The organism is Phytoactinopolyspora limicola, assembly GCF_011320225.1.
Lineage (GTDB): Bacteria > Actinomycetota > Actinomycetes > Jiangellales > Jiangellaceae > Phytoactinopolyspora > Phytoactinopolyspora limicola.
Window position 1 is genome coordinate 1 of the sequence record NZ_JAAOEN010000008.1, and the last position, 18,418, is coordinate 18,418.

18 protein-coding genes are annotated in these 18,418 nt (G+C 67.9%); 15 read left to right on the forward strand and 3 right to left on the reverse strand.

The genetic code is table 11. The features are described from left to right. Nucleotides 1–399: 399 nt before the first annotated feature. Together G8760_RS18280 and G8760_RS18285 are read right to left on the reverse strand one after the other, a co-directional pair. The gene (locus G8760_RS18280) at nucleotides 400–1,239 is read right to left on the reverse strand and encodes a helix-turn-helix domain-containing protein (RefSeq protein WP_166353850.1); all 840 of its coding nucleotides are present in this window, start codon (nucleotides 1,237–1,239) and stop codon (nucleotides 400–402) included. A 209-nt stretch (nucleotides 1,240–1,448) separates the two neighbouring features. After that, on the reverse strand, nucleotides 1,449–1,688 hold the full coding sequence (locus tag G8760_RS18285; RefSeq protein ID WP_166353852.1) for a DUF397 domain-containing protein: 240 nt from the start codon (nucleotides 1,686–1,688) through the stop codon (nucleotides 1,449–1,451). A 339-nt stretch (nucleotides 1,689–2,027) separates the two neighbouring features. Between G8760_RS18285 and G8760_RS18290 the strand changes: the two genes are divergently transcribed. The 11 genes from G8760_RS18290 to mihF all read left to right on the forward strand — a co-directional run bounded on the left by G8760_RS18290 (nucleotide 2,028) and on the right by mihF (nucleotide 14,688). Further along, on the forward strand, nucleotides 2,028–2,210 hold the full coding sequence (locus G8760_RS18290; RefSeq protein ID WP_166353853.1) for a hypothetical protein: 183 nt from the start codon (nucleotides 2,028–2,030) through the stop codon (nucleotides 2,208–2,210). A 207-nt stretch (nucleotides 2,211–2,417) separates the two neighbouring features. Continuing rightward, nucleotides 2,418–4,082 carry a peptide ABC transporter substrate-binding protein gene (locus tag G8760_RS18295; RefSeq protein ID WP_166353854.1) on the forward strand — a complete coding sequence of 555 codons (1,665 nt, stop codon included), beginning with the start codon at nucleotides 2,418–2,420 and terminating at the stop codon, nucleotides 4,080–4,082. 103 nt (nucleotides 4,083–4,185) lie between these two features. After that, on the forward strand, nucleotides 4,186–4,761 hold the full coding sequence (pyrR, locus tag G8760_RS18300; RefSeq protein ID WP_166353855.1) for a bifunctional pyr operon transcriptional regulator/uracil phosphoribosyltransferase PyrR: 576 nt from the start codon (nucleotides 4,186–4,188) through the stop codon (nucleotides 4,759–4,761). After that, nucleotides 4,758–5,714, forward strand: coding sequence for an aspartate carbamoyltransferase catalytic subunit (locus G8760_RS18305; RefSeq protein WP_166353856.1), 957 nt, complete (start codon nucleotides 4,758–4,760; stop codon nucleotides 5,712–5,714). The genes pyrR and G8760_RS18305 overlap by 4 nt, the downstream gene beginning before the upstream one ends. Continuing rightward, nucleotides 5,711–7,018, forward strand: a complete 1,308-nt coding sequence (locus G8760_RS18310; RefSeq protein ID WP_166353857.1) for a dihydroorotase — start codon at nucleotides 5,711–5,713, stop codon at nucleotides 7,016–7,018. Before G8760_RS18305 ends, G8760_RS18310 begins: the two co-directional genes overlap by 4 nt. A gap of 38 nt (nucleotides 7,019–7,056) precedes the next feature. Continuing rightward, nucleotides 7,057–7,566 (forward strand): PH-like domain-containing protein, encoded by a 510-nt coding sequence (locus G8760_RS18315; RefSeq protein WP_166353858.1) that lies wholly within the window; start codon nucleotides 7,057–7,059, stop codon nucleotides 7,564–7,566. A gap of 25 nt (nucleotides 7,567–7,591) precedes the next feature. Further along, nucleotides 7,592–8,761 carry a glutamine-hydrolyzing carbamoyl-phosphate synthase small subunit gene (gene carA, locus G8760_RS18320; RefSeq protein WP_166353859.1) on the forward strand — a complete coding sequence of 390 codons (1,170 nt, stop codon included), beginning with the start codon at nucleotides 7,592–7,594 and terminating at the stop codon, nucleotides 8,759–8,761. Beyond that, nucleotides 8,761–12,075, forward strand: coding sequence for a carbamoyl-phosphate synthase large subunit (gene carB / locus G8760_RS18325; RefSeq protein WP_166353860.1), 3,315 nt, complete (start codon nucleotides 8,761–8,763; stop codon nucleotides 12,073–12,075). The genes carA and carB overlap by 1 nt, the downstream gene beginning before the upstream one ends. Then, nucleotides 12,072–13,184, forward strand: a complete 1,113-nt coding sequence (locus G8760_RS18330) for a quinone-dependent dihydroorotate dehydrogenase (protein ID WP_166353861.1) — start codon at nucleotides 12,072–12,074, stop codon at nucleotides 13,182–13,184. Before carB ends, G8760_RS18330 begins: the two co-directional genes overlap by 4 nt. Nucleotides 13,185–13,337: 153 nt before the next feature. Continuing rightward, nucleotides 13,338–14,180 (forward strand): orotidine-5'-phosphate decarboxylase, encoded by an 843-nt coding sequence (pyrF, locus tag G8760_RS18335; RefSeq protein ID WP_166353862.1) that lies wholly within the window; start codon nucleotides 13,338–13,340, stop codon nucleotides 14,178–14,180. Between the two features lie 193 nt (nucleotides 14,181–14,373). After that, nucleotides 14,374–14,688: an integration host factor, actinobacterial type gene (gene mihF, locus G8760_RS18340; protein ID WP_166353863.1), complete on the forward strand. Its 315-nt coding sequence runs from the start codon at nucleotides 14,374–14,376 to the stop codon at nucleotides 14,686–14,688. Between the two features lie 51 nt (nucleotides 14,689–14,739). Here the strand turns inward: mihF and G8760_RS30610 are convergent, their stop codons facing one another. Continuing rightward, nucleotides 14,740–14,868: a hypothetical protein gene (locus tag G8760_RS30610; protein WP_281355168.1), complete on the reverse strand. Its 129-nt coding sequence runs from the start codon at nucleotides 14,866–14,868 to the stop codon at nucleotides 14,740–14,742. On the opposite strand from G8760_RS30610, the gene gmk reads away from it, so the two are divergent. The 4 genes from gmk to metK all read left to right on the forward strand — a co-directional run bounded on the left by gmk (nucleotide 14,867) and on the right by metK (nucleotide 18,351). After that, complete coding sequence (gene gmk / locus G8760_RS18345; RefSeq protein ID WP_166354157.1) at nucleotides 14,867–15,463, forward strand: guanylate kinase; 597 nt, start codon at nucleotides 14,867–14,869, stop codon at nucleotides 15,461–15,463. The genes G8760_RS30610 and gmk overlap by 2 nt on opposite strands. A 1-nt stretch (nucleotide 15,464) precedes the next feature. After that, the gene (gene rpoZ, locus G8760_RS30320) at nucleotides 15,465–15,821 is read left to right on the forward strand and encodes a DNA-directed RNA polymerase subunit omega (RefSeq protein ID WP_425502356.1); all 357 of its coding nucleotides are present in this window, start codon (nucleotides 15,465–15,467) and stop codon (nucleotides 15,819–15,821) included. Continuing rightward, a complete protein-coding gene (gene coaBC, locus G8760_RS18355; protein ID WP_166353865.1) occupies nucleotides 15,818–17,077 on the forward strand; it encodes a bifunctional phosphopantothenoylcysteine decarboxylase/phosphopantothenate--cysteine ligase CoaBC in 1,260 nt (419 codons plus the stop codon). The genes rpoZ and coaBC overlap by 4 nt, the downstream gene beginning before the upstream one ends. An 83-nt stretch (nucleotides 17,078–17,160) precedes the next feature. Continuing rightward, a complete protein-coding gene (metK, locus tag G8760_RS18360) occupies nucleotides 17,161–18,351 on the forward strand; it encodes a methionine adenosyltransferase (RefSeq protein ID WP_166353866.1) in 1,191 nt (396 codons plus the stop codon). Nucleotides 18,352–18,418 lie beyond the last annotated feature (67 nt).

The following is an 18,418-nucleotide window of genomic DNA, read 5'->3' on the forward strand; positions in this document are numbered from 1 at the left end:
TATGACGAGAACGCGGTCTGGTTGAGCGACCTCAAGCCCGCCCTTGGTGCTACCCGGTTCCCCTTCGACACCTGACCTCGGCTGCCTCCATCTCCCGGGTGATCGTTGCCTGGTTTTGGTCGCTATAGCGACCAAAACCAGGCAACGATCACCGAGGCGGAGGTAGGTGATGTCCAGGGACATCACGGTCACGGGCAGGTCTTGTAACTCGTGAGCTGGCACTCCGGCTGGGGTCGTGCAGGGTGACCGATCGGAGTCGCGGGCAGCCATAAGGAGGCTTGTTGTTGCCTGGGCAGCCATAAGGAGGCTTGTTGTTGCCTGGGCGGCAGTAAGGAGGCTTATTGTTGCCTGGGCGGCAGTAAGGAGGCTTATTGCCGCCCAGCGCCGGCGGGCGACGTTTCAGTCTTCCAGGGCCTCGAAGTCGTGGAGGATGTCGCCGAGGATCTCGACCGTGCGGTCCGGCGGCTCGGCCTGGACGCACAGCCGCTCCATGGTGGCGGCGTAGTGGTCCACGTCTTCCTGCTTGTCGAGGTAGAGGGCGCTGGTCAACTGCTCGACGTAGACGACGTCGGGTAGATCTTGGTGCGGGAACCGCAGGATGCTGAATGGGCCACCGGCGGCGGCGTGGCCACCGAAGCGGAAGGGGATCATCTGGATCCGGATGTTGGGGAGCTTCGTGGCGTCGATGAGGTTCTGCAACTGCCCGCGCATCACCGAGGGCCCGCCGATCGGCCGGCGTAGGGCGGCCTCGTCGATGACACACCAGAGCTGTGGGGCGTCGTCGCGGTTGAGCAACTGCTGACGGGTCATCCGTAGGTTGACGCGGCGCCGGATCTCTTCGGCCGGGACATGGCTGTGTCCGAGCAGGATCACCGCGCGGGCGTAGTCCGGAGTCTGGAGGAGGCCGGGGATGAACTGGACCTCATAGGTCCGGATCAGGGAGGCGGCTGCCTCTAGGCCGAGGTAGGACTGGAACCAGCTGGGCAGGATGTCGCCGTCGCGGTGCCACCATCCGGGTGTGTTGGCCTCTCGGGCCAAGCCGAGGAGGGCAGCTCGCTCGTCGATGTCGTCGAGCCCGTACAGAGTGAGCAGATCTTCGACGTCGCGCTCTTTGAAGCCGACTCGGCCGAGTTCCATCCGGCTGATCTTGGACTCCGAGGCGCGGATCTCCCACCCAGCGGTTTCTCGGCTGATGCCTTCGGCCTCACGCAGCCGGCGGAGGTGTGCGCCCAGCATCATGCGCAATACAGTTGGCCCGCCCGAGGGGCCACGTTCTGGCGACGCCGTGATCACGGTGTGCCCCCAATGTACTCATTTGCCCTACAGTGGCCGTTTCGCCACTGACCCGGTCGCATTCTACGGTTCCACGAGCAGCAATGGAAAGAGCGACGGGTTCCGGCCTGTCGTGCCGTCCCGCGCTACCGGTGGGAGGTGAGCGGTGATCGTCGCTATTGGTGCACCAGGTTGTCGAAGTCTCCGCCCTTGGCGCCTTGGATGAAAGCCACGACCTCATCGAACGTATAGATCAAAGCTGGCCCGTGTGGGTCGCGTGAGTTTCTGAGTGCGATGCCGCCGCCCGGCAGCTCGGCCATCTCCACGCAGTTGCCACTCGGATTGCTGAAGCGGCTTTTCTGCCATATGGCCGTGGTCAGTTCGGCTGCGGGCATGCCGTTGTACGGCTGGGTCATCGAACCCACTCCCTGTTGTGGCGGTCAAGACCGCGACGTCGGGCGAGCCGTCTCGCGGCTCCGTCGCGCGATCACTGAGTCGTCTTCGATGCAAATGCACGTGCAGAAGAGGTTGCATCTGCACGCCATAGCGAGCATGATAGCGCACATGAACCTGCAAGGGGCGGGAACGCTCCGATCGGCTCCTCGATGGCATGTCGAATCCCCTCCATGCCAGCGAGTGAAGAGGCGGACGTGCCGTGGCGCGGCTGCCGGGATGCGAGTCCCGGCTGCGACGCGGTACGTACGCTTGATCGTTTCGGTCGGCTCTGCCAGTAACAACGGGGCATAACTATGGATATGGCTTCGTACGTCGCCATCGGCATGATCGTCGCGTTGTGGCTCGGCGCCGCCGCGTTCGCTCGGTCGCGCGCGACTCGTGACAGAAGGAGATTGAAGGACGCAGGTGCACGGCAGGGCACGGGCGTCGCAGCACTCACCGGATCCGACGAGATCCCCGAGGAGCTGCCGGCGTCCCGATGACACCGGCCCGGTACCGGCCAGGAGGCACTACTAAAGATCCCCGAGTTCGCCACCATCCCCCGGGTTGACGGGCTCGGCCGCGAGTTCCCGGCACGTCGTCGAGATCGATCAAGGAATCTCCGGCGAACCGGAGCCTCACGGCTCGGAGATCCATACTAGGGCTGGCCGCCGGCACCGGGCCGGCTGATGCTCTCCACCCCTACACTCATGGCAACCGCCGCCTCGTCCGCTATCAACCTGCGATCGACCGGGCGGGGCGGGACGTCATCGTCGCTTGGGGGTTCGGTGGTCACGTGGCAGGCGGCCAGGCTGCTCGGGCTCGCGCTACTCCTCGGCTCCTGCGCCACCAGCGCCGGCGGTAGCGACGCCGACGCCGAGTTCTCGGTGGCGATCTACGAACCCGACCACCTCACCCCGCACCGGATGGGCAGCGCTTACAACCCGATCGCGGCCCTGTACGCGCCGCTAGCCCGATTCGGTCCGGGCACCGAGCTGATCTATGTCCACGCCGACTCGATCACCAGCGACGACAACATCACCTGGACCATCCTCCTGCGTGACGGATGGACCTGGCACGACGGCACGCCGGTGGTCGCCCAGGACTACGCGAACGCCTGGAACGCCACCGCCTACGGCCCGAACGGCTGGCGGAACAATGGCCAGCTTGCCGTCATCGAGGGCTACGACGCTCTCAATCCGGCCAGCGGCGCACCGGCCACGACCACCATGACCGGTGTCCGCGTCGTCGACGACACCACCCTTGAGGTCCAGCTCACCCGCCCGGACAGTCAGTTCCCGTACCGGCTCACCCAGCCGGCTTTCTACCCGCTGCACCCCATGGCGTTCGACGACCCCGATGGATATGACGTGCGGCCGGTGGGCAACGGCCCGTTCCGAATGGACGGCGAGTGGAGCCCCAGCGAGGACATCTCGATGGTCCGCTTCGACGAATATCGCGGCGACGCGGCCCGCGCCGGCCGGCTCACCTTCCGGATCTATCCGGACGCCACCACCGCCTACACCGAGGCGATGGGTGATCAAGTCGACATCGTGCTGGTACCGCAGGAGAAACTGCGGCATGTGGAACGTGACTTCGGTGACCGGGTCGTCTCGTTCCAGGCGGTCCGCGTCGAATGGCTCGGCTTCCCGCTGTGGGACGACCGATTCCAGGACGTGCGAGTACGGCACGCGATCTCCATGGCGATCGACCGAGACGAGATCAACACCGCGCTCTTCGGCGGCGCCTACGAGCCGGCCAGTTCGCTGCACGGACCCAACACCATCGGGGGCGGAACCGAAGGACTATGTGGACGGCACTGCGAGTTCCATCCACGCGCGGCCAACCAGCTCCTGGCCCAGGCCGGCGGCTGGGACGGCCCGCTGGAGTTGTGGTATCCGGGCGACGTCGGTTACGACGACACCTACGAGGCCATAGCCAACCAGATCAGGCAGACCCTCGACGACGTCGACGACGTCCGGCTCCGTGCCTTGCCCGGGTTCGCGCCCTTCATCGAGAGCCTGGAGGAGCACACCGCGGACGGACCGTTCAGGGGCGCCTGGGGTTCGCTGTACCCCAGCATGCAGAACCAGTTGAGTGCGGTGTGGGCCTCCACGGGCGACGCCCGGGCGGCGACCGGCGGGTACACGAACCCTGGGGTGGACCGGCTGATCGCGGCCGGTGACGCGGCCGCCACAACCGAGGAGGCGGCCGAGCTGTACCGGCAGGCCGAAAGCCATATCATGACCGACTTTCCGGCCGCGCCGCTGTTCTACGCGACGTACACCTTCGCACACAGCGAGAACGTCACGAACGTCGTCATCGGGTTCGGCGAGATCGAACTCGCCGACGTCGAGGTGGTTGGAGCGCCGTAGCACGTGGGCGGTGCCGATTCTCGGGTATGTGGCTGGTATTCTCGCGGAGACCGACGTCCTTTAAATCCCGTCCCGTGAGGCGGGGAAGGGGGTCTAGACATTTATGTCTCGTGACCTGTCCGATTTCCGGACTGTCCTCAGCGAGGACGAGATCTCGCGGGCGTTGTCCCGCATGGCCCACGAGGTGGTCGAGCGCAACAAAGGCGCGGCCGACCTCGTCATTCTCGGCATTCCGTCCCGTGGTGTCCCGCTGGCTCAGCGGTTGGCCACCCGTATCGCGAGTGTCGAGAACGTCCCGATCCCGGTCGGTGCGCTCGATGTCACCATGTACCGCGACGATCTCCGGCTGCGACCAGCCCGGGCGCTGGAACGTACCGACATCCCGGCCGGTGGGGTCGATGGCCGGACCGTGGTCCTCGTCGACGACGTCCTGTACTCCGGGCGCACCATCCGCGCGGCGTTGACGGCGCTGGACGACATCGGCCGGCCCCACGCGGTCCGGCTCGCCGTACTGGTCGACCGCGGACACCGGGAGTTGCCCATCCGGGCCGATCATGTCGGGAAGAACCTCCCTACCTCGATGCGAGAGAACGTCAAGGTGCTTCTGGAGGAGGTGGACGGACGTGACTCCGTCCTGCTCGGCGACGTCTCGGCTACTCGAGCGGAGGGGACCCCATGATCCGTCACCTGCTGTCCACAGCCGACCTCTCGCGGGCTGACGCCCTGTTGATCCTCGATACCGCTGAGGAGATGGCACGTCTCACCGCGGGCCGGTCGGTGAAGAAACTGCCGACTCTCCGCGGCCGGACGGTGGTCAACCTCTTCTTCGAGGACTCCACCCGGACCCGCACGTCGTTCGAGGTCGCGGCCAAACGGTTGTCGGCGGACGTGGTGAACTTCTCGGCCAAAGGATCGAGCGTGTCCAAAGGGGAGAGTTTGAAGGACACCGCGTTGACCCTGGCCGCCATGGGCGCCGACGGTGTGGTGGTGCGCCACGCCGCCAGCGGCGCCGCGTACCGGCTGGCGACATCGGGCTGGATCGACGCCCGGGTCCTCAACGCCGGTGACGGCACCCACGAACACCCCACCCAGGCTTTGCTGGATGCCTTCACCATCCGCCGCCACCTCGGACCACTCGACGGCCGGCGGATCGTCATCGTCGGCGACGTCATCCACAGCCGGGTGGCGCGCAGCAACGTCGCTCTGCTGTCCACCCTCGGCGCCGACGTCGTCCTCGTGGCGCCGCCGACCCTGCTGCCGCTGGGGGTGGAGCAGTGGCCGGTCGAGGTGGCCTACGACCTCGACGGGGTACTCGCCGACGCCGACGCGGTGATGATGTTACGGGTGCAGCGGGAACGGATGAACGCGGCGTTCTTCCCGTCGGCCCGGGAGTACAGTCGCCGTTACGGCCTCGACGTCCGGCGATTCGCGCGGCTACCGGAGTCGGCCATCGTGCTGCATCCGGGGCCGATGAACCGGGGTATGGAGATCACCGCCGACGTCGCCGACAGTCCACGTTCGGTGATCGTCGAGCAGGTGTCCAACGGTGTATACGTCCGGATGGCGGCGCTGTACCTGATGCTGGCCGGGGCCGATGACGACGTCATGAGCGCGCAGGAGGGGGCCGCATGAGCGAGCACCAGACCACATTGATCACCGGCGCGCGGATACTCGGTGGTGAACCAGCCGACCTGTTGTTACGCGACGGCGTGATCGCCGGCGTGGGCCAGGGCCTGGACGATACCGGCGCGACGATCCTCGACGCCGCCGGGCTGGTGGTCCTGCCCGGACTGGTCGACCTGCACACCCACCTGCGCGAGCCGGGCCGGGAGGACGCCGAGACGGTCCTGACCGGCACCCAGGCGGCCGCGATGGGCGGTTTCACGGCGGTCCACGCCATGGCCAATACCGAACCGGTGGCCGACACGGCTGGAGTGGTCGAGCAGGTGTGGCGGCTCGGCCGCGAGGCCGGGTACGCGGACGTCCGTCCGGTGGGCGCGGTCACGGTGGGGTTGGCCGGGCAGCGGCTGGCCGAACTCGGCGCGATGGCCGACTCCGCGGCCGGGGTGCGGGTGTTCTCCGACGACGGTCACTGTGTGTCCGACGCCGTGCTGATGCGGCGGGCGCTGGAATACGTCAAGGCGTTCGACGGCGTCGTCGCCCAGCATGCTCAAGAACCCCGGTTGACCGAGGGCGCACAGATGAACGAGAGCGTACTGTCCGGGCAGCTCGGGCTACGCGGCTGGCCGTGTGTCGCCGAGGAGGCGATCATCGCCCGCGACATCCTGCTGGCCGCACACGTCGGCTCGCGGCTGCACATCTGCCACCTGTCCACTCAGGGATCGGTGGAGATCGTGCGGCTGGCCAAGCAGCGTGGGCTCCCGGTGACGGCCGAGGTCACCCCGCACCATCTGCTGCTCACCGAAGACCTCGTCGCGTCCTACGACGCCCGCTACAAGGTGAATCCACCGTTGCGCAGCGCCGACGACGTCGCCGCGGTGCGAGCGGGGCTGGCCGACGGCACCATCGACATCGTCGCCACCGACCACGCCCCACACCCGGTGGAAGACAAGGAGTGCGAGTGGGACGCCGCGGCGTTCGGCATGCTGGGTTTGGAGACGGCTATCTCCGTGGTTCAGCACACCATGGTCGATACCGGCCTGCTGAACTGGGCCGGGGTGGCGGAGCGGATGTCGTCCGCGCCGGCCCGGATCGGCCGGTGTGATACCGGCGACGACGCTCAGGGCCGCCCGCTGGCGGTGGGGGAGCCGGCCAACGTGGTGCTGGTCGACCCGTCGGCGTCGCGCACCGTCGATTCCACCGCGTCCGCCTCGCTGTCGCGGAATAATCCGTACGAAGGTATGAAGCTGCCGGGTGGGGTGGTGGCCACGTTCCTGCGTGGCCGGCCCACCGTCAGTGACGGGGCACTGGTGTGACCAACCGGTCCACCGCCGCGGGGAGGCGTGAGGCAGACATGAGCACCGGAGTGGCCGTAGCCATCCTCGGGGTTGTGCTGGTCGGGTCGTATCTGCTGATGTGGCGCGGCTGGCGGTCGCGGGCCCGGCGGCACGCGTCGCTACCGGACCTGCCCGGACCGCTGGCGGTGGCCGAACCCGTGTTCGGCCCGGTCGACGGCAGCTACCTGGGCACCACGACGGCCGGTGATTGGCTCGACCGGGTGGTGGCCCGCGGCCTTGGCCGACGCGGCGACGTGGCCGTCACGGTCACCGAGGCGGGGGTCACCCTCCGGCGGAGCACCGAACCCGACCTGGTGATCCCGGCGCCGGCGTTGCGGGCGGTCCGGATCGACCGGGCCGCGGCTGGTCGAGCGGTGCGCCGCCCCGAATACCTGATCATTACCTGGGCGCACGGTGACCACGAGCTCGACACCGCGTTGCGCCCCCACCATCAAGGCGACCTGACGAGGTTGCAGCCGGCTATCGCCGCGCTCGGTGCCCACCGAGCGCCGGAGCCGGACCTCTGAGAGTGACAAGAAAGTAGGACGTTGAATGACGACGCGTAACCCTGCGCTCCTCGTACTCGAGGACGGCCGGACATTTCGCGGCGAGTCGTACGGCGCACCCGGGGAGACCTTCGGTGAGGCGGTGTTCGCCACCGGCATGACTGGCTACCAGGAGACTCTGACCGACCCGTCGTACTACCAGCAGGTCGTGGTGCAAACGGCGCCCCACATCGGCAATACGGGGGTCAACGACGACGATCCGGAGTCCAGCCGCGTCTGGGTGGCCGGCTATGTCGTGCGCGACCCCGCCCGGCGGGCTTCGTCCTGGCGTGCTCGGCGGGGCCTGGAGGAAGAGCTGGCCGCCCAGGGCATCGTCGGGATCAGCGGGGTCGACACCAGGGCCCTGACCCGTCATCTCCGGGAACGCGGAGCCATGCGGGTGGGTATCTCCAGCTCCGAAACCGATCCGGAGGCGCTGCGCGAACGGGTGCTGGCCAGTCCGCCGATGGTCGGCGCCGACCTCGCCGGCGCGGTGTCCACCACCGAGCCGTACGTGGTGCCGGCCGACGGCGAGCGGCGGTTCACCGTCGCCGCCCTCGACCTCGGCATCAAGACGATGACGCCGCGCCGGATGGCCGAACGCGGCATCGAGGTCCATGTGCTGCCAGCGTCGTCGTCCATCGACGACGTGCTGGCCGTGCGGCCGGACGGGTTGTTCTTCTCCAACGGGCCGGGCGACCCGCAGACCGCCGACGGCCCGGTTCAGCTGCTCCGCGAGGCGCTGGGGCGGGACATCCCGTACTTCGGCATCTGTTTCGGCAACCAGGTGTTCGGCCGGGCGCTGGGCTTCGGCACGTACAAACTGGGCTACGGCCACCGCGGTATCAACCAGCCGGTGCAGGACCGCTCGACGGGCAAGGTGGAGGTCACCGCGCACAACCACGGTTTCGCGGTCGACGCACCGCTGGACCGGCCCACCGACACACCGTACGGACCGGCCGAGGTCAGCCACGTGTGCCTCAACGACGACGTGGTGGAGGGCTTGGCGTTGCGCGACGGCACCGGTGCGCTGAAGGCGTTCTCCGTGCAGTACCACCCGGAGGCGGCGGCCGGTCCGCATGACGCGGCGTACCTGTTCGACCGCTTCGTGACGTTGATGGAGCAGAGCGCAGCCACTGTGACGAGCCAGACCAACACCACGGACGGGGACCACTGATGCCGCGGCGCACTGATATTTCGAGCGTGCTGGTGATCGGCTCGGGGCCGATCGTCATTGGGCAGGCGTGTGAGTTCGACTACTCGGGTACCCAGGCGTGCCGGGTGCTACGGGCTGAGGGGCTGCGGGTGATCCTCGTGAACAGCAACCCGGCCACCATCATGACCGATCCGGATATCGCCGATGCCACGTATGTCGAGCCGATCACTGCTGAGTTCGTCGAGAAGGTGATCGCCGCTGAACGCCCGGATGCCCTGCTGGCGACGCTCGGTGGGCAGACCGCGTTGAACGCCGCGGTGGCGTTGCATGAGGCTGGGGTGTTGGAGCGGTACGGCGTCGAGCTGATCGGGGCGTCGATCGATGCGATCCAGCGGGGGGAGAACCGCGAGTCGTTCAAGCAGATCGTCGCCGACATCGGCGGTGAGACGGCGCGGTCGGCGATCTGCCACTCGATGGATGAGTGTGTGAAAGCGGTAGAAGACCTCGGTTATCCGGTGGTGGTCCGCCCGTCGTTCACCATGGGGGGCGCCGGTTCCGGGATGGCCTTCGACGAGGAAGACCTGCACCGGATCGCGGGTTCGGGGCTGGCGTTGTCGCCGACCACCGAGGTGCTCCTGGAGGAGTCGATCCTCGGGTGGAAGGAGTACGAGCTCGAGGTCATGCGCGACCGCGCGGACAACGTCGTCATCGTGTGTTCGATCGAGAACGTCGACCCGATGGGGGTTCACACGGGCGACTCCATCACCGTGGCGCCGGCGATGACGCTGACCGACCGTGAGTATCAGGTGATGCGGAACCAGGCGATCGACGTCATCCGCGCGGTGGGGGTCGATACGGGTGGCTGCAACATTCAGTTCGCCGTGGACCCGGCCACCGGGCGGGTGATCATCATCGAGATGAACCCGCGGGTGTCGCGTTCGTCGGCGCTGGCGTCGAAGGCTACTGGTTTCCCGATCGCGAAGATCGCGGCGAAGGTCGCTCTCGGATACACGCTGGACGAGATCCCCAACGACATCACCGGCGAAACGCCCGCGTCGTTCGAGCCGTCGCTGGACTACGTGGTGGTGAAGGTGCCGCGGTTCGCGTTCGAGAAGTTCCCGGCCGCCGACACCACGCTGACCACGCACATGAAGAGTGTGGGGGAGGTGATGGCCATCGGGCGGTGTTTCACCGAGGCGTTGCAGAAGGCGATGCGGTCGGTGGAGAAGTCCGGTGCGGCCTTCGACTTCACCTCCGATCCGGGGGAGCGGGGTGAGTTGCTGCGGCGGGTGGCTCGTCCTTATGACGGGCGGCTGCGCGACGTCGTTCTCGCGCTGCGGGCCGGGGCGAGCGTGGACCAGGTGTTTGAGGTGACCCGGATCGATCCGTGGTTCCTCGACCAGCTGGCGCTGTTGTGTGAGGTGGCCGACGAGGTCGGCGCCGTCGAGCACATCACACCGGAGCTGTTGCGGCTGGCCAAGCGGCACGGTTTCGCCGACGCCCAGCTGGCCGAGCTGCGGGGTTCCACACCGGACGTGATCCGGGGGGTGCGCGAGACGTTGGGGATCCGGCCGGTGTACAAGACGGTCGATACCTGTGCGGCCGAGTTCGCCGCCCGTACGCCGTATTACTACTCGTCGTACGATGAAGAGACCGAGGTGCTTCCGCGGGAGAAACCCGCGGTGATCATCCTGGGTAGTGGCCCGAACCGGATCGGGCAGGGGATCGAGTTCGACTACTCGTGTGTGCACGCGGCGATGGCGCTGGGTGAAGCCGGCTACGAGACGGTCATGGTCAACTGCAACCCGGAGACCGTCTCCACCGACTACGACACCTCCGACCGCCTCTACTTCGAGCCGTTGACCTTGGAGGACGTGCTGGAGGTGGTCCACGCCGAACGGCGGGCCGGTCCGGTAGCCGGGGTGATCGTGCAACTGGGCGGGCAGACACCGCTGGGCCTGGCGCGTGAACTGGAGGCGGCCGGGGTGCCGGTGGTGGGCACGTCGCCAGCGGCGATCGACTTGGCCGAAGACCGCGGTGCGTTCGGGCGGGTACTGCACGCGGCGGGGCTTCCGGCGCCGAAACATGGCACGGCGTCGTCGTACGAGGAAGCCCGCGCGATCGCGGCGGACATCGGATACCCGGTGCTGGTGCGGCCCTCCTACGTTTTGGGCGGGCGCGGCATGGAGATCGTGTACGACGACGCGTCGTTGTCGGACTACATCGCCCGCGCCACCGAGGCGTCGCCGGAACATCCGGTGCTGGTGGACCGGTTCCTCGACGATGCGGTGGAAATAGATGTAGATGCGCTCTACGACGGCTCGCAGCTGTACCTGGGTGGCGTGATGGAGCACATCGAGGAGGCTGGGATCCACTCCGGCGACTCCGCCTGCGCCCTGCCACCCACCACCCTCGGCCGCGACGAGCTGGTCCGCATCCGCGAGTCCACCGAAGCCATCGCCCGCGGCGTCGGTGTGCGTGGGCTGCTGAACGTGCAGTACGCGCTGGCCGGTGACGTCTTGTATGTCCTGGAAGCCAATCCGCGGGCGTCGCGGACGGTGCCGTTCGTGTCCAAGGCGACGGCCGCGCCGCTGGCCAAGGCCGCGGCCCGAGTGATGCTCGGAGCCACCATCGACGACCTGCGCGCCGAAGGGATCCTGCCGGCCGAGGGCGACTGCGTCGACCTCCCGGCCCGGGCGCCGGTGGCGGTGAAGGAAGCGGTCATGCCGTTCAACCGGTTCCGCACCCCCGATGGCCGCACGGTGGACACCCTGCTCGGCCCGGAGATGCGCTCCACCGGCGAGGTGATGGGGATCGACCAGCACTTCGGCACCGCTTTCGCGAAATCACAAGTGGCCGCGTTCGGTCCGCTGCCCACCACGGGCACCGTCTTCGTCTCTCTGGCCAACCGCGACAAACGCCACATGATCTTCCCGGTCAAACGGCTCGCCGACCTCGGCTTCACCATCCTGGCCACGGCCGGCACAGCCGACGTCCTGCGCCGCAACGGGGTCGAGGCGGACGTGGTCCGGAAACGGTGGGTTGGGCATGAACCCGACGGTTCGCCCACCATCATCGGCCGCATTCTGGCCGGCGACGTCGATCTGATCATCAACACCCCGAGTGGCACCACCACCGGCGGCAGCCCGCGCGCCGACGGCTACGAGATCCGCACCGCCGCCATCCAGGCCAATGTCCCCTGCGTCACCACCGTGCAAGGGCTGGCCGCCGCGGTCCAAGGCATCGAAGCGCTGCGGGCCGGCTCGATCGGCGTACGCTCACTACAGTCCTGGGCGGCCACGCTGGCCCAGCCTGCCTCGGACACCGCCCCATGACGCTGTACGAACGGATCTTCTCGTCGGCGCTGAGCCGAGTGGACGCCGAGCGGATCCACCACGCCGCGATGACGGGGATCCGCACCGCCACCACGGTACCGGGGGTTCGGCGACTGGTCTGGCGGCGCACCACCCCACGTCACCCAGCACTCGCCGTCGAGGCGCTCGGGCTGCGGTTCCCGGGCCGTCTCGGACTGGCCGCCGGTTTCGACAAGAACGCCGTGGGTATCGACGCGCTGGGTGCTTTGGGGTTCGCATTCGTCGAGGTGGGCACCGTCACCGGGCAGGCACAGCCGGGCAACCCGAGGCCGCGGCTGTTCCGGCTGGCCCGCGACCGCGCCATCGTCAACCGGATGGGATTCAACAACGACGGAGCGGCGGCCGTGGCGGCGCGGCTGGCCCGGCGCCGCCGTCGCCGGCGGTCGTTGCCGATCGTCGTCGGAGTGAACATCGGTAAGACCAAGGTGGTGCCGGACGCGGATGCGATCGCCGACTACGAGGCCAGCACCCGGCTGCTCGCTCCTTACGCCGATTACCTGGTGGTCAACGTCAGCTCACCGAACACTCCCGGACTGCGCGACCTGCAGGCGGTGGACCGGCTGCGCCCACTGCTGAGCGCGGTGCGCGTGCAGGCCGACGCGGCCACGGCCCGTCGGGTGCCGTTGCTGGTGAAGATCGCCCCCGATCTCGGTGACGACGACGTGCTGGCGGTGGCCGACCTGGTATTGGAGCTGGGCCTGGACGGTGTGGTGGCCACGAACACCACGATCTCGCGGGACGGTCTGTCGTCCGACCCAGCCGAGGTTGCGGCGGTGGGCGCGGGCGGACTGTCCGGTGCACCCGTCGCCAAACGGGCCCTGGAGGTGTTGTTGCTGCTGCGTAGCCGCTTCGACGAGGCGCGTGGGCGCGGCCGCCCGGAGGGTGAACCGGTGTTGATCTCGGTGGGCGGGATCGAGACGGCGAGAGACGCCTACGAGCGGCTACAGGCCGGAGCGACCCTGGTGCAGGCGTACACCGGGCTCATCTACGGTGGCCCGGCCTGGCCGGCGCGGTTGCAGCACGAACTCGCCCATCTGGTGGCCCACCATGAACCCACGCAACCCCGGTGATCGTTAGCGGATTTCGGCCCCCACCCCCGGTGATCGAAGTCAGGATCCGGTCGCGATAGCGACCGGATGTTGCTAACGATCACCGGGGGTGGGGGCCGAAATCCGCTAACGATCACCGGGGTTGCGTGGAGAACGAGAGGAGCGACGGAGACGATGGTGACGACATTCGGTACCCGGTTGCACGCCGCGATGGGGGAGCGGGGGCCGCTGTGCGTCGGCATCGACCCGCACGCCGCGCTGATGCGGGCCTGGGGGTTGACCGACGACGCCGACGGCCTGGAACGGTTCTGCCGGACGGTGGTCGAGGCGCTGGCTGGTGAGGTAGCGGTCCTCAAACCACAGTCGGCGTTCTTCGAGCGACACGGCTCAGCCGGCATGGGCGTGCTGGAGCGGGTGATCGCCGAGGCGCGGGCAGCTGGCGCGCTTGTGCTGCTGGACGTCAAACGCGGCGACATCGGCTCCACAGTTCAGGCGTATGCGGACGCGTACCTGAATCCTGCCTCGCCGTTGTGTGCCGACGCCGTCACGGCCACGCCGTTTCTGGGGTTCGAGTCGTTGCGGCCGCTGATCGACACCGCCCTCACCTATGGCAACGGTGTGTTCGTCCTCGCGCGGACATCGAACCCCGAAGGGCGCGAAGTGCAAGAGGCACGGGCGGCCGACGGGCGCAGCATCACCCGCGTCGTGCTGGACCACGTGCGGGCCGCCAATGCCGGGGCCGACCCGATGGGCAGCATCGGGTGCGTGTATGGAGCCACCACCACTCCGGACGGCACCGACCTCCGGGTCAATGGCCCCGTGCTCGCCCCCGGCATCGGTGCTCAGGGTGCCTCCGCGGCCGACCTGGCCGATCTGTTCGGACCTGCGATGTCGATGGTTGTGCCGTCGGTGTCGCGAGAAATCCTGCGCACCGGCCCCGACGCGGCCGCACTGCAAGACGCTGCACGTTTGATGAACCGCCAGGTCAGAAAGATGTCGATCAGGGATCGTAGCTGAACTGCCAGGGTGCGGCGCGACACGTCGCAGGAAAATAGGGTGTCGGTGCGTGCAGAAAGGGTGCGGACGGGTACGGTGGATCACGTTGCTGACCTGGTGGTTCAGCCGCTAGTGTCACGGATCGGAAGTCCGTGAGGCTAAGTTTCAATTGTTCGTCCGTTATCCGTTTCGACACAACAGAGGTGACCCGCTCGTGGCGCTCCCTAACTTGACTCCAGAACAGCGCGCGGCCGCTCTCGAGAAGGCTGCTGAGGCCCGCCGGGAGAGGGCCGAGGTCAAGAACCGACTGAAGAACGCTGGCGCCAAGCTCAGCGATATCCTGAAAGAAGGCGAGTCCAACGAGGTCATCGGCAAGATGAAGGTCTCCGCCCTGCTCGAGTCGCTGCCGGGTGTCGGCAAGGTTCGCGCTCGTCAGATCATGGAGGAGATCGGCATCGCCGAGACCCGCCGGGTTCGTGGCCTCGGTGCGAACCAGGTCGCTGCGCTCAACGAGCGCTTCAGCGGTTGAGCGGGGCCTCGCCCCACACGCCTGAGAGCCCGTGCCTGAACCCTGCCTGGATCAGGGCATCATCTCCGCCGCGGATCCGGCCGGGTACAGGAAGGAATCGCACTGGAGTTGTGCGGTGACCAACGACAACACGGCCGGCCGAGACACGCGGGCCAACGAGCCCAGCAAGGGTTCAGGCATGGGCTCCGATGTTCCGGACCCGGCCCGTAGAGTGGTAGTGCTCTCCGGGCCGTCGGCTGTCGGCAAAACCACCGTGATGCGGCGGCTGCGGGCCGAGTATCCGGAGCTGGCGATTGCGCCCACCGTCACCACCCGGCCGATCCGGCGGGGTGAGGTGGACGGCTCGCCGTACTATTTCGTCGACGACGAGACGTTCGATCGCAAGATCGACGCCGGTGAGTTCCTCGAGTGGGCCGTTGTTCACCGGCGTGCCCGGTATGGCACGCCGCGTGCGGCGGTGGAGGAGGCGCTCGCTGCCGGCCGGCCGGTGCTCATCGAGGTCGACCTTCAAGGTGCTCGGCAAGTACGGCATACCATGCCAGAGGCGTACTTCGTCTTCCTGGCTCCGCCGAGTTGGGACGAATTGGTCCGGCGGCTGGTGGGTCGCGGCACCGAGAGCGCGGAAGAGCGCGAGCGGCGCCTGGCCACGGCACGTGAGGAGCTGGCCGCGGAGGCCGAGTTCGATGCGACTGTCGTGAACACCGACGTCGGCAACGTGTGCCGCGAGCTGGTAGCATTGTTAGGTTCTTCCCCTAGTCATGCCCGGAGGCATTAGCGTGTCTGGATCCAAAGGTGTCGCAGAGGGCATCACCCATCCGCCCATCGACGAACTCCTGTCCAAGACCGATTCCAAGTACGGCCTCGTTATCTACGCTGCCAAGCGGGCTCGTCAGATCAATGCTTACTACTCGCAGCTCGGTGAAGGGTTGTTGGAGTATGTCGGCCCGCTCGTCGAGACCCGAGTGCAGGAGAAGCCGCTGTCGATCGCACTCCGTGAGATCGAGGCCGGCCTGTTGACCTCAGAAGAGATCGACCCGGCCGAGCTCGCCGCGGAGACGGCTACCCCCGAGTCGGCGGTAGCCGGGGTCACCGCGGCAGACTTCGCGGCCAGTGCCGAGCCAGAGCAGGAATGACCGCTGCGGCCGGAGGGCGGACCAACACCGCCCCCGGCACGGCTCGGCGGGTGGTCCTCGGCGTCAGCGGTGGTATCGCGGCTTACAAGGCCTGCGAGGTGCTGCGCCGGCTCAAAGAGAGCGGCTATCAGGTCCGGGTCGTGCCCACCGAGTCGGCGCTGCGTTTCGTTGGTGCACCTACCTGGGCGGCGCTGTCGGGCCAGCCGGTCAGTGCGAGTGTCTTCGATGACGTACACGAGGTAGCGCACGTCGCGCTGGGCCAGTCCGCCGATCTCGTGCTGGTGGTGCCGGCCACCGCCGATCTCCTGTCTCGTGCTGCCACCGGGCGGGCCGACGACCTGTTGACGTCCACGTTGCTTACGGCGCGCTGCCCCGTCGTGTACGCACCGGCGATGCACACCGAGATGTGGGAGCACCCCGCCACGCGGGCGAACGTGCACACGTTGCGCTCGCGTGGAGCCGTGGTCATCGAGCCCTCCTCCGGCCGGCTGACCGGCGCGGATACCGGCCCTGGCCGGCTTCCCGAACCGGCGGCCATCGTCGCCGCCGCGGTAGACGTGCTGGACCGGGGGGTCGCCGAGCCAGATCTTGCCGACCGGCACGTCGTCATTTCCGCTGGTGGAACCCGTGAACACCTGGACCCGGTGCGGTTCCTCGGCAACCGGTCCTCCGGTCGGCAGGGGTACGCACTCGCCCAGGCGGCGGTGAGCCGCGGCGCGCGGGTCACGTTGCTGGCCGCCAATGTCGCCCTCGACGACGTCGCCGGGGCCGAGATCGTCCGGGTGGGTTCGGCGGCTGAGCTGCATGATGCCGCATTGAAGGCGGCCGCCGATGCCGATGTCGTCGTGATGGCCGCCGCGGTGGCCGACTTCCGCCCCCGGACGGTTAACCAGACGAAGATCAAGAAGGTGGCGGGCTCCGACGATGCCCCCGTCGTCGAGCTGGAACGCACCACCGACATCCTGGCCGAACTCGTGCGTTCTCGCACCCGACCCGATCAGGTGATCGTTGGGTTCGCCGCGGAGACCGGCGATACCTCGGGCGGCGTCCTCGATCACGGCCGCGCCAAGCTGGCCGCCAAGGGCTGTGACCTCCTTGTGGTCAACGAGGTCGGCGTCGACCGCGGCTTCGAGTCCGAAGAGAACCAAGCCCACATTCTCGGCCGGGACGGATCGACCACGGACGTACCCCAGGGGCCTAAACTCGCCCTGGCCCACGTCGTATGGGACCTCGTCGCGGCCCGGCTTTCGCCGTAGCGGACGGCCCGGCTGTCACCGTAGTGGGCGGCACGGCGGACCGCTGAGCCGTAGGATCGGCGGCACGGGTAAGGAGGCTGGACATGGTGGCCCGACTGTTCACATCCGAATCGGTGACCGAAGGTCACCCGGACAAGATCTGTGACCAGATCAGCGACGCCGTCCTCGACGCGCTGATCGCCGAAGACCCGCTCAGCCGGGTGGCGGTGGAAACCATGGTCACCACCGGGCAGGTGCACGTGGCCGGAGAGGTCACCACCAACACCTACGTCGACATCCCGGGGATCGTCCGCCAGGCGGTTCTCGACATCGGCTACGACTCGTCGGCCAAAGGTTTCGATGGAGCGTCGTGTGGGGTGAACGTCGCCCTCGGGGCGCAGTCGCCGGACATCGCGCGAGGGGTCGACATCGCGTACGAGCGTCGGGTCGACGGCGACGACGACCCGCTCGACCAGCAAGGCGCCGGCGACCAAGGGCTGATGTTCGGTTACGCCTGCGACGACACCCCGGAGTTGATGCCGTTGCCGATCAGCTTGGCGCACCGGTTGGCGCAGCAGCTCGCGGCAGTCCGGAAGTCCGGCCAGCTCCCGTATCTACGCCCGGACGGCAAAACCCAGGTGACCATCGAATACGACGGTGAGCGTCCGGTGCGGGTCGAGACGGTTGTTGTCTCCACTCAGCACGCGCCGCTGGTGGATCTCGATGGCCTGCTCACCCCCGATCTCGTCACGCACGTGGTGGAACCGGTGCTCCAGGGATCGTCGGTGCCGTTCGACGGCTACCGGCTGCTGGTCAACCCCACCGGCCGCTTCGAGGTGGGGGGCCCGATGGGTGATGCCGGGCTCACTGGGCGCAAGATCATCATTGATACCTATGGTGGTATGGCCCGGCACGGCGGGGGAGCGTTCAGCGGCAAAGACCCGTCCAAAGTCGACCGGTCGGCGGCGTACGCGGTGCGCTGGGTCGCCAAGAACGTTGTTGCCGCGGGGTTGGCCCGGCGGTGTGAGATCCAGGTCGCCTACGCCATCGGCAAGGCTCACCCGGTGGGGCTCTTCGTCGAGTGCTTCGGGACCGAACGGGTGCCGGTGCCGGCCATCGAACGGGCGGTGCGGGAGGTGTTCGATCTCCGACCGGCCGCGATCATCCGCGACCTCGACCTTCTCCGCCCCATCTACCGGCAGACCGCGGCCTACGGGCACTTCGGCCGCGAGTTGGCCGACTTCACCTGGGAGCGCACCGACCGCGCCGACGCCCTGAAGGCCGCTACGGCCTGACAACCCGGAAAGCTGGGGTGGGGTAGGGATGGGGAGTGGCGCGTCAGGTGTACCGGGCGTGCGGTAG

What these genes read in the sequence shown, in the direction of transcription:
- G8760_RS18280 (WP_166353850.1), bottom strand. Translation starts at nt 1,239, where the DNA reads ATGATGCTGGGCGCACACCTCCGCCGGCTGCGTGAGGCCGAAGGCATC.
- G8760_RS18285 (WP_166353852.1), bottom strand. Translation starts at nt 1,688, where the DNA reads ATGACCCAGCCGTACAACGGCATGCCCGCAGCCGAACTGACCACGGCC.
- G8760_RS18290 (WP_166353853.1), top strand. Translation starts at nt 2,028, where the DNA reads ATGGCTTCGTACGTCGCCATCGGCATGATCGTCGCGTTGTGGCTCGGC.
- G8760_RS18295 (WP_166353854.1), top strand. Translation starts at nt 2,418, where the DNA reads ATGGCAACCGCCGCCTCGTCCGCTATCAACCTGCGATCGACCGGGCGG.
- pyrR (WP_166353855.1), top strand. Translation starts at nt 4,186, where the DNA reads ATGTCTCGTGACCTGTCCGATTTCCGGACTGTCCTCAGCGAGGACGAG.
- G8760_RS18305 (WP_166353856.1), top strand. Translation starts at nt 4,758, where the DNA reads ATGATCCGTCACCTGCTGTCCACAGCCGACCTCTCGCGGGCTGACGCC.
- G8760_RS18310 (WP_166353857.1), top strand. Translation starts at nt 5,711, where the DNA reads ATGAGCGAGCACCAGACCACATTGATCACCGGCGCGCGGATACTCGGT.
- G8760_RS18315 (WP_166353858.1), top strand. Translation starts at nt 7,057, where the DNA reads ATGAGCACCGGAGTGGCCGTAGCCATCCTCGGGGTTGTGCTGGTCGGG.
- carA (WP_166353859.1), top strand. Translation starts at nt 7,592, where the DNA reads ATGACGACGCGTAACCCTGCGCTCCTCGTACTCGAGGACGGCCGGACA.
- carB (WP_166353860.1), top strand. Translation starts at nt 8,761, where the DNA reads ATGCCGCGGCGCACTGATATTTCGAGCGTGCTGGTGATCGGCTCGGGG.
- G8760_RS18330 (WP_166353861.1), top strand. Translation starts at nt 12,072, where the DNA reads ATGACGCTGTACGAACGGATCTTCTCGTCGGCGCTGAGCCGAGTGGAC.
- pyrF (WP_166353862.1), top strand. Translation starts at nt 13,338, where the DNA reads ATGGTGACGACATTCGGTACCCGGTTGCACGCCGCGATGGGGGAGCGG.
- gmk (WP_166354157.1), top strand. Translation starts at nt 14,867, where the DNA reads ATGGGCTCCGATGTTCCGGACCCGGCCCGTAGAGTGGTAGTGCTCTCC.
- G8760_RS30610 (WP_281355168.1), bottom strand. Translation starts at nt 14,868, where the DNA reads ATGCCTGAACCCTTGCTGGGCTCGTTGGCCCGCGTGTCTCGGCCGGCC.
- coaBC (WP_166353865.1), top strand. Translation starts at nt 15,818, where the DNA reads ATGACCGCTGCGGCCGGAGGGCGGACCAACACCGCCCCCGGCACGGCT.
- metK (WP_166353866.1), top strand. Translation starts at nt 17,161, where the DNA reads ATGGTGGCCCGACTGTTCACATCCGAATCGGTGACCGAAGGTCACCCG.